The sequence below is a fragment of the Megasphaera sp. UBA4233 genome (assembly GCF_002395615.1).
Classification (GTDB): Bacteria; Bacillota; Negativicutes; order Veillonellales; family Megasphaeraceae; genus Megasphaera; species Megasphaera hexanoica.
Map to the genome: position 1 here is coordinate 130,591 of NZ_DGXL01000020.1, position 15,622 is coordinate 146,212.

The following is a 15,622-nucleotide window of genomic DNA, read 5'->3' on the forward strand; positions in this document are numbered from 1 at the left end:
AATGGCGAATTACCTGGATAAATGGAAAACAGATTTCCCGGAAGCAATCAACAACCAGAATCGGCCTACAGAAGGTATAGATAATACGCTGGAATTTAATACCGACGGCTTCCCACAGCGTATAACAAATGACCCTGTACACGCGAAGCTCGAAAATGACATGGCTCAACAGCTTTTTTCGAACGACCAGCGCTTAAAAGATGATATCGATTCAGCTGGAGTAAAAGAAGAAAATCACGAAAAAGATACAGCAGCGCACGCTAATGGCATCAAAGGCAATGCTGGCAGTGCGACTAAATTAGCCACTGCACGAACGATTCAGACAAACTTAGCATCAACTTCAGCTGCATCTTTCGACGGGACTGCAAATATCACACCAGGCGTTACCGGGGTGTTGCCTGTCGCAAATGGCGGGACGGGGTCTGCATCTGAAAAATACGTAAAACTAGCTGGCGATACGATGACCGGGACATTGACTATGCAAAACATAAATGTCAAGGCGGCGACAAAACCAAGTGCGGAATCTCAAAAAGATATTTTTGTGTTTACCGGTTCAGATGGTAATCGGTACGGATTCGTGCGATTGAATCATAAAACCGATGGCTCGCATACCATAAGCATTACAAACGTTAATTCGAGGAATATCCCAGGTGGTGGGATTATGTTCAATACTGATACTAGTGGTAATTTAACGAACATTAGTGGGAATACTCCATCTTATGATTCCAGAGGAACGGAAATTACGACTGCAGATTGGGTGCGTAATTTTTCCAATGCTTTAAAAGCCTTAATTGGTACGACCCCAGCCGCCGATAAAATCCCCTATTTCACCGGCGCCTCGTCGGCCGGCCTGACGACATTGTCCGCCTTTGCCCGCACCATCCTTGACGACACCAGCGCCGCCGACGTACGAAATACAATCGGCGCCAATGCACAGAACTGCGGCGGCATCGTAGCTGCGAATTTAGCGGCGAATGGGTACGCCAAATGGGCCAACGGCCTAATTATACAGTGGGGAAAAGCGGACGTTGGTAGTAACGAACAGACTATAAAATTTAATATTGCCTATACAAGCTTTTACGAAGGAGTTTGTACTGATAACGGTAACTTCACACTAGGCGAAAACGCCATCTGGTGCTTCATTAAAGATACGAATTCGCAATTCAAAACAGGAGGATATTGGCCAAAAGAAAAAGCTTTCAGTGGCGGCATTGTCCATTGGCTGACAATAGGAAAATAATATTTTTTACACATTAATATCCTATAGCGAACCAATCCATGGCATTGGAATAATTTGACTTAATGTAAAATGCAGATGTAGTTTTTCCACCAGTGTTATGGAATTCCTTTGTTAAAGTGCTTCCGATTGCCTCGGTATTCCATGTAGATGTAACTATGACTCGATATGCATTATTGCTAAAACTGATTGGCAGTGTGACTTTAGTATCTGTAGTACCCACATTTATGTTTCCCCACTGTATAAAGGGAATAGGTGAACATCTAAAACGGATGAGAAATCCATAATTATCAATATATTTTTTTTGCTAAATGAGAAACACGAAATCAACCGTATCATCGGTAGTCTGCATTAAATAAAATCAACTATGGATGCAGATTTTACCGATTTTTAGAGTATCAATAGTAACAGTAATAGAGCCGCACAGCAGACATATTTTATGCATCTGCATGCGGCTCATATAGTATCGCATTAGTAACAAATCATTTCAGTAATTCGATGCACTTGCGGAGCTGTCGCAGGTTTTTATGCGTGTAGACGCGCTCAGTTACGTCTCCGCCGGCATGGCCTAATATCCTGCGTCTTGCTGTCTCGTTCGCTCCAGCATTGTCCAAAAGCGTGGCAACGGTATGGCGGCAGTCGTGGGTAGTATGGCCGTCCGCATGGATGTCATGCATGATACGGCGCCAGATGAGACAGTAGCGGCTATAATCGTATGAGCGGCCGTTGCTGTCGGTTATCAGGTATGTACCGGATGACTGCATCCGATACGTTATAAACGGTTGGATACGGTGATGGATGGGGATAATACGGATTCCGGCGGCTGTTTTACTGTGTGTTATCCTGATGATTTGCTGACGCAGGTTGATATCCGACTTCTGGAGCGCCAGCAACTCACCAACACGCATGCCTGTATACAGCAATATCAATATAGTATCCACACCGTTATGGTTCGCTATGGACCAGAGGCGGTTTATTTTTTGCCTGGAAAAGGTTTTATGCGGATGCACTGGCTTGTTACGCCCCAGTGATAAGAGCGGTGCGTAGTTCCGGCAGGGCATATCGATTTTGATGGCGTAGAAAGCCATAAGGGATATGAGCGACCGTACTTTCTTCAGACTGGAGTATGACAGCCCAGACCTGCGCATTCCGTCAATGACGGTCTGATAATCCTGATATTTTATTTTCTCGTATTCCATGCCGTGAAGTACGGAGCAATGGCGGTATGAATTCCTATAGCCGGTTATGGCGCTGTCTGACGGGCTGGTATCGGCTATATGTCGTGTAATCCAGCGGTGGTATAGTTCGGCAAACGTGATTTTGTGACCAGGAAGGGAGCGATTTCTATGGATTTTGTTATAATCAGCCGCGAAAATTTCAGCTTCGACCTGTGTTGCAAAGTATTCAACTGGCTTCTGCCGGCCATGCTCCGACACTACAAAAACAAACGGCCGCCTCCGAGTACCAGAGAGACGTTTAATTGACCCATACCCATTAGGTTTTCTCATATGACCACCTCATAAATTATTGATAACAGGAGGATACCACATGAAAGATTATTTAATTCAATTCGGCGACGACGGGCGGCGCGGTGCGACGTATGCTGCCAACGTTCATTATTATGTTGCCCAGGACGGGACCGTTACGGATGGGAGTGTAAAAGTACAAGACCTGCTTGACCAGGGGTTTGTCTTTGTCAGCTCAAAAGACTACAATAATTTGCTCGGTAATAACGACGCCAGCCAGGAATATTGCCGGCAGTCTGATGGCACCTTTGCGCCATATGTCGCGCCTGAACCGACCGCAGAAGAACAAGCCACAACTAAACAAAATGCGCTTGATGCTGAATATGCATCGGCACAGCAGGAGCTTGGGCAGTCGTTGCTTGTTGCCACTCTCAATGGCGACACGGATACGGCTGCAAGCATCCAAAACGAATTTGCGGATTTGAACGCATACTACAAAGAGCAGACCGATGCTATTGCCGCAGAATTGGAAGCGGCGAAGAAAGGAAGTGCTGACTAATGGCTTTTAAACTCAAAAAACGTTGTAAATTCTGTGCTCATGTACTCCGTGATGACGGCACCTGCCAGAATCCGAATTGCGTGAACTATACAGATGAAAAGGCTTCCGCTGATGCTACGACATCAGACAGCAAAAAAACAGAAACGAGTGGTGATTAACGATGAATACACTACTCGCTTTTTTTCACGAGATGGCCCCATCTGGTAACCAGGTTGGATGGTGGGCAGCTGTGTCGTGCATTGGCACTGCTTTTTCATATTTGATTGGATGGGATGATGTGATTGAAGCTCTATTAGTGGCTATGGCTATTGACTATATAACCGGCATAATGGCCGCATATATCAACCCATCCCTTGCTTTAAACAGTCAGAAAGGCTTCAAAGGCATCTGCAAGAAAATTGTAATACTCATGCTCGTAGCCCTGGCACATGAGTTAGATAAAGCAACCGGGCAGCCAGCCATACAATCGCTTGTTGTATGGTTCTTTTTAGGGAACGAGGGATTGTCAATAGTCGAAAACGCTGCAAAAGCAGGATTACCCATCCCACAGAAACTACGAGATGCGTTGGAGCAATTAACAGATAAGAAAGGAGAATACCATGAAGGTCATTGATGTAAGCTATTATCAAAAGGATTTGAATTATGATACTGCCGTAGCTCATGGAATTGCGGGTGTCATCGTAAAAATCACGGAAGGGACGAGCATCGAGGATACCTGGTGGGGCCACGTATCTGAGTGCGAAACAAGAAATCTTCCGTGGGGCGTATATTGCTATAGCCAGGCATCCACACCGGAAGAAGCGGCAGAAGAAGCCAATGAAGTACTGTATCTCTTAGGCAAACGGATTCCGCCTATGGGCGTGTGGTTCGACTTTGAATCTCGAGCCTGCTTGAACGCAGATGATCCGACGGCAGTTTGCAGTGCCTTCATCAATGCAATCAACGCAAAAGGTATTCCTTGCGGCATCTATGCCAGCCTGTCCACACTGGAAGATGTTATCAACGTCCAGGCACTGGCTGGCTATGTGCCTTATTGGGTAGCACAGTACAGCAACCGTTGTGACTTCACGGATGAATTCCCAGTACATGTACTGGCGGGCTGGCAGTACAGCGACCAGGGATATATTGGCGATACCAATGTAGACATGAACGAATGGTATTTGGATTTAAACTAGGAGGAAAAAATCATGAGTAAATGGACAGAAATCAGAGACGGTGTACTTGATACCTTGAACGTCGATGAAGTAACAGAAGAATTAAAAGAAATCGTTACCCAGAAAGTACTGGAAGAAGTGTTGCCAGCAGTGGAAGATGTAGCAAATAAATTTGTCGCTACCATCCAGGATCAAGCAAAAACAGAGACAGGATGGGATAAAGCCCGTGACGGCATCATCCTACCACTGCTCATCAACGGATCTATCTGGCTGACAAAATATATCTTGAATAAGACAATCCCAACAGCACAGGCATAAGAAGTAAATAGTTGTTTAATGACAAAAGCTCCTTTGTACTATCAAAAATAATAGTGCAAAGGAGCTTTTATTTAGCATAAAAACTTGATTTATACTATAAAGTTGTTCATTGATTACATTTTATATTTTCGTAACTAATATTTCCATAATTAATATTGGTGTCTTCTAATATTGAGCATTTTTTTATTGCTGCGCCTTGTTCTTCTGGGGTATTAAATTTCTTTGGTAATTCTCTCCCTACAATTGTTTTGTAGTCTTCGTAAATAACACTCATTGATAAAACCTCCTAATTACTGCTTACAGTAAACATCATACAGTTTGCATTTTGATTTTCTACAATTTTTAATGCATTACTATTTGCTAAAGTTTGCATATAAATATGATGCAAAGTTAGCACACAATCTTGCAAATCTTTACAATCATCTATCGCCCGAGAATCCAAAGTTTCTAAGGATTGTATTTTTAAGCCTAACTTTAACAAATCATCGCTATGTATGTGCCTAGAGTGCGAATATGTTTTGTTATGGCTAGATAAAAATTTAACGACATTATTTGCTTTATCTTCTTTGTTTTGAGTTCTATAAAACATGTTATCCATTAACCAGTCTTTTACCATGTGGTCTGCCCATTCAATTGCATTTTTACAATCTCCAACAAAAGTAGGATGATATTTACCAATGATTAGTTTCCATATTAATGCGCTATTAGGGTCTTCTCTAACTGCTTTGAGTGCCTCGTTAAATTCGTCCAAAATTCCAGCACATGACATTCCACCATATTGGGGATCTATGGGTCCTAAATTTGAATGTTTACCCATAACGATTTCTTTGGCAGAAAGAGAAATCATTGCCCCGGCAGACATAGCTATTTGAGGGACAAAGACACGAATATTTCTGCCAAACATCTGTTTAAGATAAAACACCAGAGATTCTGTTGCGGCAATGTTACCACCAGGAGTGTGAAGTATTAAATCTAATCCTTTTTTCCGATCAAGATCACATACTGCTTGCATGAAAGCATTTTTATCATTATCATCAATGGCTGTTTGAGCAAGATTTGGTTTTTGTAGAAAAGCAGAATAATAGGCAATGATATTTCTACCAGTATATTTACACATAGTAGATAAATATTGTTTTCTTAACGCAAGAAGCGGATCCGGTGCATTTTCAATAGCACGTGATACTTCCATCCAATTTGGCATAACCCTCACTCCTATAAAATTTATGTAGTTAAATTATAGCATTTAAATGTCAACAAATAAAGATAAGAAGTAGAAGTTCGGCGCTTCTAGGTATTGATGATACAGACTAAATGATTATTCTGTCGCTTGTAATCAATAGTTTCATCTGGCTGATTAAGCTTGTATTTAGCAAGAGTGCGACCGACACGGCAGCACAGGCATAAAACCAATATTTGTTCAACGGCAAAAGCCCCGGCATTGCGCTGGGGCTCATTTTTTTTGCACTTATATTATAGTTATATAGAGTTATATCTACTTTTACAGACTTTTACAGAAATAAGACCCAAAAATAAGACCCAACCATAAAAATAAGCGGTTCCTCATTCGTGAGGAACCGCTTATTTACTAGTGGTGCGCCTAGAAGGATTCGAACCTTCGCACCCGGTTCCGGAGACCGGTGCTCTATCCCCTGAGCTATAGGCGCATGTCATATAACGTACTTTCATATAATATCACGAATTAAAAATTATTTCAAGACCGGATACGCAGGTTCTTGCTATATTTTTACTGGCAACACGTATCTATATATGGTATTATATAAAATAGGCTTAAAATGGAGTTGACGCAATGATGGAACGTATTTATCTGGATCATGCAGCGGCTACCCCTCTGGATCGGAGGGTGCTGGAGGCCATGATGCCGTATCTGACAAACCAATATGGGAATCCGTCCAGTCTGCATTATTTTGGGCAGCAGGCCCGTGCGGCTGTGCAACAGGCACGGCAGCAGCTTGCCCATTGTCTGGGAGTGGCCTCTGGTGATATTGTATTTACCAGTGGCGGTACGGAAGCGGATAATCTGGCCATACGGGGTTATCTGCGGGCCAATTATCCCAGGGGCGGGCACCTGATTTCATCAGCTGTGGAGCACCAGGCCGTTTTGAATACGTTCAGGGCGCTGGAACGTGAAGGATATGCACTGACGATACTTCCAGTGGATTGCGACGGCCGTGTCTCTCCTGAAGCGTTACGGCAGGCAATCCGTCCCGATACGGTCCTCATTTCCATCATGTATGCCAATAATGAGACTGGCACGATTCAGCCTGTACAGGAACTGGGAGCTATAGCCAGAGAATGCGGAATCGTATTTCATGTCGATGCCGTCCAGGCCTTTGGTTACCTTCCCGTACATCCTATAGAAGATGGCATAGATCTGCTAACCGTCTGCAGCCACAAAATATACGGTCCTAAAGGCATAGGAGCTCTATATATCCGCAAAGGGCTGCAGCTGGCTTCTGAGGCTTATGGAGGACCACAGGAACATCGTCTGCGTGCAGGAACGGAAAATGTAGCCGGAATCGTCGGATTTGGCATGGCGGCAGCTCTTCTGGAAAAGGAACGGCCGGAACGGATTCAAAAAGTCCGTATAGTGAAAGATCTGGTTTACCACGGCCTTATCGAAGGCAATGACTTGTTGCACCTGAATGGCAATTTGTCCCAGTCTTTGCCCAATATTATAGATTTTAGTGTAAACGGCATGGAAAGCCCGGTTCTTCTGATTGCCCTGGACCGGCAGGGCATTGCTGTGTCAGCAGGATCAGCATGTGAAGCCGGGGCAGTTGAACCTTCCCATGTACTGATGGCTATGGGCGTCGGTGAGAAATGGCTCCGCAGCAGTATCCGCATGTCCTTTGGTCCGGAAAATACAACAGAAGAGATTTATACGGTGATACAAGCGATTCAGGATATTACCAGATCTCTTAGAAAAGGAGAAAGATTATGACGAAATGTGTCGCCGTTGCTATGAGCGGTGGAGTAGATAGTTCTGTAACGGCAGCGCTCTTAAAGGAACAGGGCTATGATGTCATTGGCATTACGCTGCGTTTATGGGAAGAGGATCCGTCCTGTCCGGCAGTCGAAAATGTCCATTCCTGCTGTTCTTTATCTGCCGTTGATGATGCCAAAGCAGTGGCTTCTGTCATTGGCATTCCCCATTATACCTTGGATTACAGGAAGTTATTCCGTGACGATGTCATTGATTATTTTGTCCAGTCCTATGTAAAAGGGCAGACTCCCAATCCCTGCATTGCCTGTAATAAATTCATTAAATTTGGCCTGTTATGGCAGCAGGCTCAGCAATTTGGCGCCCAGTATCTGGCGACGGGCCATTATGCCCGTGTCAGGCATAATGAACAACGCGGCGTCTATGAACTGCTGCGGGGGACGGACCGGCGGAAAGACCAGTCATACGTCCTGTATCAGCTGACACAGGAGTTACTGCCCCATATTCTATTTCCCATGGCGGAACTGGAAAAGGTACAGACGCGGGAACTGGCTAAAAAATTTGGCCTGCCCGTTTTCAATAAGCCGGAAAGTCAGGATATATGTTTTATCCCTGATAATGATTATAAAGGTTTCTTAAAAAAACGGGTCCCAAAATGTTTTAAACCCGGAAATTTTGTCGATATCCGCGGTCATGTGGTCGGCCGTCATCAGGGAATTCCTTGTTATACCATCGGCCAGCGCCGTGGCCTTCATCTGGGCGGTCCCGGTGGTCCGTACTATGTCGTCGCTCTCGATGTGAAACGCAATCAGGTCATCGTCGGTTCGGAAGCAGATTTATTCCGTACAGAAGTGATGGCCCGGGACCTCTCATGGGTGGAAGGACGGCCGGAAGGGCCGTTTGCAGCATTAGGAAAGATACGTTACGCGGCCAAGGAATCTCCTTGCATGGTGTACCCCGGCAAGGATGCTATGCGCGTCGTATTTGACACGCCGCAGCGGGCTGTAACGGCTGGACAGGCACTAGTATTGTATGACCGGGAATCGGGGGAACGGGTTCTTGGCGGTGGTGTCATTATTTAATGCTAGAGGAGTAATGAACGTGGCAACTAAATATATCCGTAATTTTTCTATTATTGCACATATTGACCATGGTAAATCGACGCTGGCAGACCGGCTGCTGGAAATGACCGGTACAGTATCCAAAAGGGAAATGGAAGACCAGCTCCTCGATACGATGGACCTGGAACGGGAACGGGGCATAACCATCAAGGCCCAGTCGGCCCGGCTGATTTATGATGCCCAAGATGGCCATCAGTATACCCTGAATCTCATTGACACACCGGGGCATGTCGATTTCAATTATGAAGTATCCCGAAGTCTGGCGGCCTGCGACGGGGCTCTCCTGATCGTCGATGCGACGCAGGGCGTAGAAGCGCAGACCCTGGCTAACGTGTACCTGGCTCTGGAACATGACCTGGAAATCATCCCGATCATCAATAAAATCGACCTTCCCAGTGCAGACCCCGAACGGGTACGTAAGGAAATAGAAGATGTCATCGGCCTCGACGCCAGTGATGCTATCGAAGTCAGTGCCAAGACTGGATTCGGTGTCGATAAGGTGCTGGAAGCTATCGTACAGCGGATTCCCGCACCGGAAGATGCACCGGACAAGCCGCTGCGGGCCCTGATTTTCGATTCTCATTTCGATTCCTATAAAGGAGCTATTGCCAACATCCGCATTATGGAGGGCAGTCTCAAGACTGGGGACCGGATCCGCATGATGTCCAGCGGCATGGAATTTGAAGTGACAGAAACGGGTGTCTTCATTCCCCAGATGCACCCCGTGGCCTCTCTTGAATGTGGCAGCGTCGGTTATCTGGCGGCGAGCATGAAAAATGTCCGCGACTGTCGTGTCGGTGATACGGTCACGCTGGCAGATTGTCCGGCATCGGAACCGCTGCCGGGATACCGCAAGGCGACACCTATGGTGTATTGCGGCCTCTATCCGGTGGAAACCAATGATTATGACAATCTGCGCGATGCATTGGAAAAGCTGCACCTCAATGATGCGGCCCTGTTATTTGAACCGGAAACATCGACGGCTCTGGGCTTCGGCTTCCGCTGTGGCTTCCTGGGACTCCTCCACATGGATGTCGTCAAGGAACGGCTGGAACGGGAATACGGATTATCTCTGATTACGACAGCTCCGTCTGTTATCTATCATGTGTACTGCACAGATGGCACGATGGTCGCTGTCGATAATCCGTCCCTTATGCCGGATATGACGAAAATCGATCATATTGAAGAACCCTTTGTCAAGACGACCATCATCATCCCGAAAGATATGGTAGGGACGGTCATGGAAATTTCCCAGAACCGGCGGGGTCAGTATCTGACCATGGATTATCTTGATGAAACACGGGTTTCCGTTGTGTACAATCTGCCGTTGTGTGAAATATTGTATGACTATTTTGACACGCTGAAGTCTTCGACACGGGGATATGCTTCGCTGGATTATGAACTCAATGGCTATCAGGCATCGCCCATGGTCAAAATGGATATCCTGATCAACGGGGAAGTAGTCGATGCACTGAGTGTCATCGTGCATAAAGAATTTGCAGCCCGCCGTGGCCGGGCTCTGGTAGAAAAGCTTCGCAGTCTCATACCGCGGCAGCTCTTCCAGATTCCTATCCAGGCGGCCATCGGCAATAAGATTATTGCCCGGGAAAATGTAGCGGCTCTGCGCAAAGATGTACTGGCCAAATGCTATGGCGGCGATATTTCCCGTAAGCGCAAACTTCTGGAAAAACAGAAAGAAGGGAAGAAGCGCATGAAGCAGGTTGGCAGTGTAGAAATCCCTCAGGAAGCCTTTATGGCCGTATTACAGGTAGATGAAAAATAATGATTGGTCTGTATATCCATATTCCGTTCTGCCGTCATAAGTGCCGGTATTGCGATTTTCCTTCTTATGGCGGCGTAGAATCGTATATACCGGCTTATACGGAGGCCCTCTGCCGGGAAATCAGCACTTCCCCCCGGGAGGGCCTTGCTGTCGATACGATTTATTTTGGCGGTGGCACACCGTCACTTTTGAAAATACCCCAGATTGCATCAATTCTGCAGGCTGTGACACAGCATTTTGCCGTCGATTCCCATGCAGAGATTACCTTGGAGGGCAATCCGGATAGTCTCGGCAGAGAGTACTTGAAAAGCCTTCATGAGTTGGGCATTAACCGGCTGAGCATCGGTGTCCAGAGTTTTCAGCCACAGCTTTTGCGCTCTCTGGGACGGATCCACTCATCCCGCCAGGCCGTCGAAGCGGTGGAGAATGCGGCCTGGGCGGGATTTGATAATCTGTCTGCCGATTTGATGTATGGCCTTCCCGGACAGACTGTGCAGATGGCAGCCGATGATCTGTCACAGCTTTTACGGCTTCCTCTATGCCATGCTTCCGCATACAGTCTCATTCTGGAACCCGGGACGTGTCTCTATCATGATGTAACCGCCGGTATGGTATCATTACCACCGGATGATCAGGTGGAGGAAATGGCATCCGTGGTACATCAGGTTTTTAAAAGATACGGCTTCGATCATTATGAGATTTCCAGTTATGCCCGTCCGGGACGGCGGTCCCGGCATAATGTCAAGTACTGGACGTATGTGCCGTACCTGGGATTCGGCGTTTCGGCCCATTCCTTTGATGGACATGTGCGGTCTGCCCATATATCCAACATTCCTCAGTATATCCGCTATGCCGGAAGACAGTCTGTCCTGGCGGAATCCGTCGTTATAGATGTGAATCGGGCCCAGGAAGACTACTGTTTCCTCGCACTGCGTATGCGCGATGGCATTGCATACGATGACTTTGCCCGCCGGTTTGGTGTCCCAATGGAATCCGTCTTTGGCAAGGTTGTTGATAAACTGGTGAAACAGGGATTGTTGGAACGGAAAGAAGGCGGCTGCCGTCTCACTAGTCTGGGGCTGGCTTATGGAAATTATGTGTTCAGCCAGTTTATCCGCTGATTCTGGAAAGATGGGCAGATATGGAAAGGAGTGTACCTATATGGTAGCCGATATTATTATCAATATAACGGCCAAACAAGTACAACAGACTTTTTCCTATACGATTCCCGATGGTCTTTCCGTACGTATCGGTTCCCGTGTCCTCGTCCCGTTCGGCCCACGGCGGGAAGAGGGAATCGTGCTGGCTGTACGGGAAGAACGGGACAGTGACCGGCAGTATCAGCTGAAACCCATCCTGGCCCTGTTGTCATCGCAGGCCGGGTTCCAGGAAGAAATGATTCAGACGGCCGTATGGATCAGCCAGTATTACTTATGTGGACTGGCTGATGCGCTGCGGCTTTTCATGATAGAAAAAAAGGGAATTATCCGACGCGTATACCTTAAAACTGGTCCTGTGCTCCCTGTAACAGAAGAAGAAAGAGCCGTAGCGGCCTATGTGGACGCACGCGGAAAGGCGGAAAAAAAGCAGGTGTGCCGTCAATTTTCCGCCGATTGCGTCGAGGAGATGGTCAGACAACATCAGCTGGACCAGGAGGATTATCTCCAGAATCAGATTGCCGATAAAATGGAAAAATGGCTGGTTTTCCAGTCCGATGATACGACGGGTATCCTGAAGCGGCGTCCCCGTCAGGCCGCTTTACTGGCGCAGCTGAAACAAATCCGGTCTGCCCCTTTCTCGTACTGGATCGGGAAGGGCTATTCGCGGGACGTTCTGCTGCATCTGTGTCAGAGCGGTTGTGCTACGATGGAAGAAAAGCTGAGCCATACGGTGGACCTGACGCATCCACTCGAAGGAGATGTTCCTTTCAGGCTCACAGAAGAACAGCAGCGGGCCGTTGATGCCGTACGGAATGATGCAGGCGGCCGCACCTATGTCCTTCACGGCGTTACAGGCAGTGGTAAGACGGAAGTGTACATGCAGCTGACCGAAGACGTGCTGCAAAAAGGAGGACAGGTTCTCGTCCTCGTTCCGGAAATCGCCCTGACCGGACAGATTGTACGCCGTTTCATCCGCCGCTTCGGCAATGATGTCGTCGTTATGCACAGTCAGCTGTCCAAGGGAGAGCGGCGGAATAACTGGCTGCGTATGGCAAATGGGGAAAGTCATATCTGTATCGGCGCCCGTTCGGCTGTCTTTACGGCAGTCCGTTCTCTGGGACTGGTCATCGTCGATGAAGAGCACGACAGCTCTTACAAACAGGAAGAGGCTCCCCGTTATCATGCCGTAGAAGTGGCACGCAGACGGGCTTCCTATTACGGCTGTCCTGTCCTCTTAGGCAGCGCGACGCCGTCTATTGCCGATTATTACCGGACACAGACTGGTCAGTACGTCCTTCTGGAATTAACGCAGCGTGTGCTTAACCGGCCTCTGCCGTCTGTACAGGTCGTCGATATGCGGGAAGAATTGGCCCGTGGAAACCGCCATGTGCTATCAGATGCCATGACAGATCTTTTGCAGGAAACACTACAGCAGAAACAGCAGGCGATCATCTTGTTGAACCGCCGTGGCTTTTCTACTTTCGTCATGTGCCGTAAATGCGGCTATGTTGTCAAATGTGACACCTGTGATGTCGCTATGGTGTATCACAAACAACAAGATCAGCTGCGATGCCATTATTGTGATGCGGAAAAGCCGGTTCCTCTGCGGTGTCCGGAATGTGGCAGCAAATATATCAAATTTTTTGGGACGGGGACGGAAAAAGTAGAAGAACAGCTTCGTGAACAATTTCCCCATGCCCGGATCGTCCGCCTGGATCAGGATACGACGACACGCAAAAACAGTGGTGATCACATCATCGAGGCATTCCGCCGTCATGAATACGATATTTTACTGGGGACCCAGATGGTCGCCAAGGGGCATGACTTTGCCGATGTCAGCGCCGTGGGGATACTGGCTGCGGACAGCCTGCTCAACCTGCCGGCTTACTGGGCTGGGGAACGGACCTTCCAGCTGCTGACCCAGGCTGCCGGCCGTGCCGGGCGCGGTACGATTCCCGGACGGGTCGTCATGCAGACCTATGCACCGGAACATTACGTTATCCAATGTGCAGAGCGGCAGGATTATGCAGCCTTTTATGCACAGGAAATACAATACCGGAAGGAACTGTTGTATCCGCCATTTCATCAGATATTGAAAATCGTCATTACTGATGAAAATGAAAAGGCCCTATGGGATACAGGCAACACGCTGGCTCTTTTGTTGCAGAACTGGCATACGGAAAGCGGCAGTGATACGGCCGTCATCGGGCCCTTCGTCGATATAATCAAGAAAGTACGGAATAAATACCGCATTGTTATTTTATTGAAAGGCCCGGATCTGACGGCCGTCAAAGACTTTATCCGCGCGCAGCGGGAATTCTGGCGTCCCGGAGTCATTCTCGATGTAGACAGCATGGGCTGAAAAGCCTGTTCCTTTCAAAAGAAAACTGTTATAATGAATACGAATGTTTTTTATCAGCAACATACTTGCATTTTTATTATCTATTGAGGTGGGTATTATGGCACTATTAAAAATTGTCAAAGCGGGTGCTCCGATTTTAAAAGAAACGGCATCTCCGGTCAAGACTATTACTAAAAATACAAAACGGTTACTTAATGACATGGCGGAAACCATGTATGAAGCAGAAGGCGTAGGGCTGGCGGCTCCACAGATTGGCAAGTCTTTGCAGATGATTGTTCTCGACGACGGGAACGGCCTCATCGAACTCATCAACCCGGAATTACTGGAAGCATCAGAAGAATTGCAGGATGGCCCCGAAGGCTGCCTCAGCGTTCCCGGGTATTATGGCGATGTAAAGCGTAGCCAGCGCATCAAGGTGAGGGCCCTGAATCGCCATGGCAAAGTCATCGTGTATGAACCGGAAGGATTCCTGGCCCGGATTTTCCAGCATGAAATGGATCATCTCGTAGGAACACTGTTTATTGAAAAAGCAACGAATTTGCGGAAAGTAGAAGAATAATGGAATCATTACGTATTGTTTTTATGGGTACACCCGATTTTTCCGTCCCGTCGCTGAAAGCGATTCACGCTGCCGGGTTTACCATCCAGGCTGTCTACACACAGCCGGACAAGCAGCGGGGACGTGGTAAGAAAGTATCGTCTTCGCCTGTCAAAGAATGCGCTGAAAAACTGGGGATTCCCGTGTTTCAGCCGCAGTCCCTGAAGGATCCCGATGTCATTGCGGCGCTGGCAGATCTTCAGCCCGATGTCATCGTCGTCATTGCGTATGGCAAAATCCTTCCCAAGGCGATTCTCGACATTCCCCGGTATGGCTGTCTGAACGTGCATGGTTCTCTGCTGCCGGCATATAGAGGGGCAGCGCCTATCCAGTATGCTATTAAAGATGGCGTCCGGACCAGCGGCGTTACGATCATGATGCTCGATGAAGGCATGGATACGGGGAAGGTGCTGAAAAAATCAGAAATAGTCCTCGATGCCAAGGAAACGACCGGTACTCTGTTTGATAAACTGTCTGTTATCGGTGCGGAAACGCTGATTCCGGTACTAAGAGACCTGCCCGCCTATGAAGCGGCGGCACAGAGCCAGGACGAATCTAAGGCGACCTATACCGCCAAGATTACGAAAGAAATGACTCAGATTGATTTTTCCCAGCCGGCCGTCGTCATTGAACGGCTCATACGGACGCTGGATCCCCATCCTGGCGCCTATGTCCTTCACGAAGGACACCGCCTGAAAATATGGGCAGCCGACGTCGTACCGGGGACGGAAGCGGAACCGGGCACGATCATTGAGGTCACAAAGACATCTATTACCGTGCAGACCGGACGCGATGCCCTGTGCATACGGGAAGTGCAGCCGGAAAGCCGTAAACGGATGGCGACGGCCCAGTTCCTGCAAGGCTGCCATCTGACTGCTGGCACCATGTTGTAAGGAGAGATG

17 protein-coding genes and 1 tRNA gene are annotated in these 15,622 nt (G+C 47.7%); 13 read left to right on the forward strand and 5 right to left on the reverse strand.

Going from position 1 to position 15,622, the window contains the following annotated elements:
* The first annotated feature begins 1 nt into the window (after position 1).
* Entirely contained in the window at positions 2–1,240 is a 1,239-nt protein-coding gene (locus B2U90_RS06740) for a gp53-like domain-containing protein (protein ID WP_292017446.1), read from the forward strand.
* A 13-nt stretch (positions 1,241–1,253) separates the two neighbouring features.
* Here the strand turns inward: B2U90_RS06740 and B2U90_RS12600 are convergent, their stop codons facing one another.
* Both B2U90_RS12600 and B2U90_RS06745 read right to left on the reverse strand, forming a co-directional pair.
* On the reverse strand, positions 1,254–1,532 hold the full coding sequence (locus B2U90_RS12600) for a gp53-like domain-containing protein (protein ID WP_422655663.1): 279 nt from the start codon (positions 1,530–1,532) through the stop codon (positions 1,254–1,256).
* 187 nt (positions 1,533–1,719) lie between these two features.
* Positions 1,720–2,745: a tyrosine-type recombinase/integrase gene (locus B2U90_RS06745; RefSeq protein ID WP_292017447.1), complete on the reverse strand. Its 1,026-nt coding sequence runs from the start codon at positions 2,743–2,745 to the stop codon at positions 1,720–1,722.
* A gap of 40 nt (positions 2,746–2,785) precedes the next feature.
* Here B2U90_RS06745 and B2U90_RS06750 point away from each other — a divergent pair, with 40 nt between their 5' ends.
* The 5 genes from B2U90_RS06750 to B2U90_RS06770 are packed head-to-tail and all read left to right on the forward strand — an operon-like array spanning position 2,786 to position 4,734.
* Positions 2,786–3,262, forward strand: a complete 477-nt coding sequence (locus B2U90_RS06750; RefSeq protein ID WP_292017448.1) for a hypothetical protein — start codon at positions 2,786–2,788, stop codon at positions 3,260–3,262.
* The gene (locus B2U90_RS06755) at positions 3,262–3,420 is read left to right on the forward strand and encodes a hypothetical protein (protein WP_292017449.1); all 159 of its coding nucleotides are present in this window, start codon (positions 3,262–3,264) and stop codon (positions 3,418–3,420) included. Before B2U90_RS06750 ends, B2U90_RS06755 begins: the two co-directional genes overlap by 1 nt.
* Positions 3,421–3,422: 2 nt before the next feature.
* The gene (locus tag B2U90_RS06760) at positions 3,423–3,875 is read left to right on the forward strand and encodes a phage holin family protein (RefSeq protein WP_292017450.1); all 453 of its coding nucleotides are present in this window, start codon (positions 3,423–3,425) and stop codon (positions 3,873–3,875) included.
* Entirely contained in the window at positions 3,862–4,437 is a 576-nt protein-coding gene (locus B2U90_RS06765; RefSeq protein WP_292017451.1) for a GH25 family lysozyme, read from the forward strand. Before B2U90_RS06760 ends, B2U90_RS06765 begins: the two co-directional genes overlap by 14 nt.
* Positions 4,438–4,449: 12 nt before the next feature.
* Entirely contained in the window at positions 4,450–4,734 is a 285-nt protein-coding gene (locus tag B2U90_RS06770) for a hypothetical protein (protein ID WP_292017452.1), read from the forward strand.
* A 106-nt stretch (positions 4,735–4,840) separates the two neighbouring features.
* On the opposite strand, the gene B2U90_RS06775 is transcribed toward B2U90_RS06770, so the two are convergent.
* From B2U90_RS06775 to B2U90_RS06785, 3 genes are all read right to left on the reverse strand, one after another.
* Positions 4,841–5,008, reverse strand: coding sequence for a hypothetical protein (locus tag B2U90_RS06775; protein ID WP_292017453.1), 168 nt, complete (start codon positions 5,006–5,008; stop codon positions 4,841–4,843).
* A 12-nt stretch (positions 5,009–5,020) separates the two neighbouring features.
* Positions 5,021–5,935, reverse strand: a complete 915-nt coding sequence (locus tag B2U90_RS06780) for an SDH family Clp fold serine proteinase (protein WP_292017454.1) — start codon at positions 5,933–5,935, stop codon at positions 5,021–5,023.
* Positions 5,936–6,323: 388 nt separating this feature from the next.
* A tRNA-Arg gene (locus B2U90_RS06785) sits at positions 6,324–6,398 on the reverse strand.
* A 143-nt stretch (positions 6,399–6,541) separates the two neighbouring features.
* Here B2U90_RS06785 and B2U90_RS06790 point away from each other — a divergent pair.
* From B2U90_RS06790 to fmt, 7 genes are all read left to right on the forward strand, one after another.
* Positions 6,542–7,696, forward strand: a complete 1,155-nt coding sequence (locus B2U90_RS06790) for a cysteine desulfurase family protein (protein WP_292017455.1) — start codon at positions 6,542–6,544, stop codon at positions 7,694–7,696.
* Positions 7,693–8,778, forward strand: a complete 1,086-nt coding sequence (gene mnmA / locus B2U90_RS06795; protein ID WP_292017456.1) for a tRNA 2-thiouridine(34) synthase MnmA — start codon at positions 7,693–7,695, stop codon at positions 8,776–8,778. The genes B2U90_RS06790 and mnmA overlap by 4 nt, the downstream gene beginning before the upstream one ends.
* Before the next feature lie 19 nt (positions 8,779–8,797).
* Entirely contained in the window at positions 8,798–10,600 is a 1,803-nt protein-coding gene (lepA, locus tag B2U90_RS06800; RefSeq protein ID WP_059075876.1) for a translation elongation factor 4, read from the forward strand.
* Positions 10,600–11,721, forward strand: coding sequence for a radical SAM family heme chaperone HemW (hemW, locus tag B2U90_RS06805; RefSeq protein WP_292017457.1), 1,122 nt, complete (start codon positions 10,600–10,602; stop codon positions 11,719–11,721). Before lepA ends, hemW begins: the two co-directional genes overlap by 1 nt.
* 40 nt (positions 11,722–11,761) lie before the next feature.
* On the forward strand, positions 11,762–14,122 hold the full coding sequence (gene priA, locus B2U90_RS06810) for a primosomal protein N' (protein ID WP_059075878.1): 2,361 nt from the start codon (positions 11,762–11,764) through the stop codon (positions 14,120–14,122).
* A gap of 97 nt (positions 14,123–14,219) precedes the next feature.
* The gene (gene def, locus B2U90_RS06815) at positions 14,220–14,681 is read left to right on the forward strand and encodes a peptide deformylase (RefSeq protein ID WP_059075879.1); all 462 of its coding nucleotides are present in this window, start codon (positions 14,220–14,222) and stop codon (positions 14,679–14,681) included.
* Positions 14,681–15,613, forward strand: a complete 933-nt coding sequence (fmt, locus tag B2U90_RS06820; protein WP_292017458.1) for a methionyl-tRNA formyltransferase — start codon at positions 14,681–14,683, stop codon at positions 15,611–15,613. The genes def and fmt overlap by 1 nt, the downstream gene beginning before the upstream one ends.
* The last annotated feature ends 9 nt before the right edge of the window (positions 15,614–15,622 follow it).

Bases quoted from the DNA above. Each gene is read 5' to 3' on its own strand.
- B2U90_RS06740 (WP_292017446.1), top strand. From the start codon at position 2: ATGGCGAATTACCTGGATAAATGGAAAACAGATTTCCCGGAAGCAATC.
- B2U90_RS06745 (WP_292017447.1), bottom strand. From the start codon at position 2,745: ATGAGAAAACCTAATGGGTATGGGTCAATTAAACGTCTCTCTGGTACT.
- B2U90_RS06750 (WP_292017448.1), top strand. From the start codon at position 2,786: ATGAAAGATTATTTAATTCAATTCGGCGACGACGGGCGGCGCGGTGCG.
- B2U90_RS06755 (WP_292017449.1), top strand. From the start codon at position 3,262: ATGGCTTTTAAACTCAAAAAACGTTGTAAATTCTGTGCTCATGTACTC.
- B2U90_RS06760 (WP_292017450.1), top strand. From the start codon at position 3,423: ATGAATACACTACTCGCTTTTTTTCACGAGATGGCCCCATCTGGTAAC.
- B2U90_RS06765 (WP_292017451.1), top strand. From the start codon at position 3,862: ATGAAGGTCATTGATGTAAGCTATTATCAAAAGGATTTGAATTATGAT.
- B2U90_RS06770 (WP_292017452.1), top strand. From the start codon at position 4,450: ATGAGTAAATGGACAGAAATCAGAGACGGTGTACTTGATACCTTGAAC.
- B2U90_RS06775 (WP_292017453.1), bottom strand. From the start codon at position 5,008: ATGAGTGTTATTTACGAAGACTACAAAACAATTGTAGGGAGAGAATTA.
- B2U90_RS06780 (WP_292017454.1), bottom strand. From the start codon at position 5,935: ATGCCAAATTGGATGGAAGTATCACGTGCTATTGAAAATGCACCGGAT.
- B2U90_RS06790 (WP_292017455.1), top strand. From the start codon at position 6,542: ATGATGGAACGTATTTATCTGGATCATGCAGCGGCTACCCCTCTGGAT.
- mnmA (WP_292017456.1), top strand. From the start codon at position 7,693: ATGACGAAATGTGTCGCCGTTGCTATGAGCGGTGGAGTAGATAGTTCT.
- hemW (WP_292017457.1), top strand. From the start codon at position 10,600: ATGATTGGTCTGTATATCCATATTCCGTTCTGCCGTCATAAGTGCCGG.
- priA (WP_059075878.1), top strand. From the start codon at position 11,762: ATGGTAGCCGATATTATTATCAATATAACGGCCAAACAAGTACAACAG.
- def (WP_059075879.1), top strand. From the start codon at position 14,220: ATGGCACTATTAAAAATTGTCAAAGCGGGTGCTCCGATTTTAAAAGAA.
- fmt (WP_292017458.1), top strand. From the start codon at position 14,681: ATGGAATCATTACGTATTGTTTTTATGGGTACACCCGATTTTTCCGTC.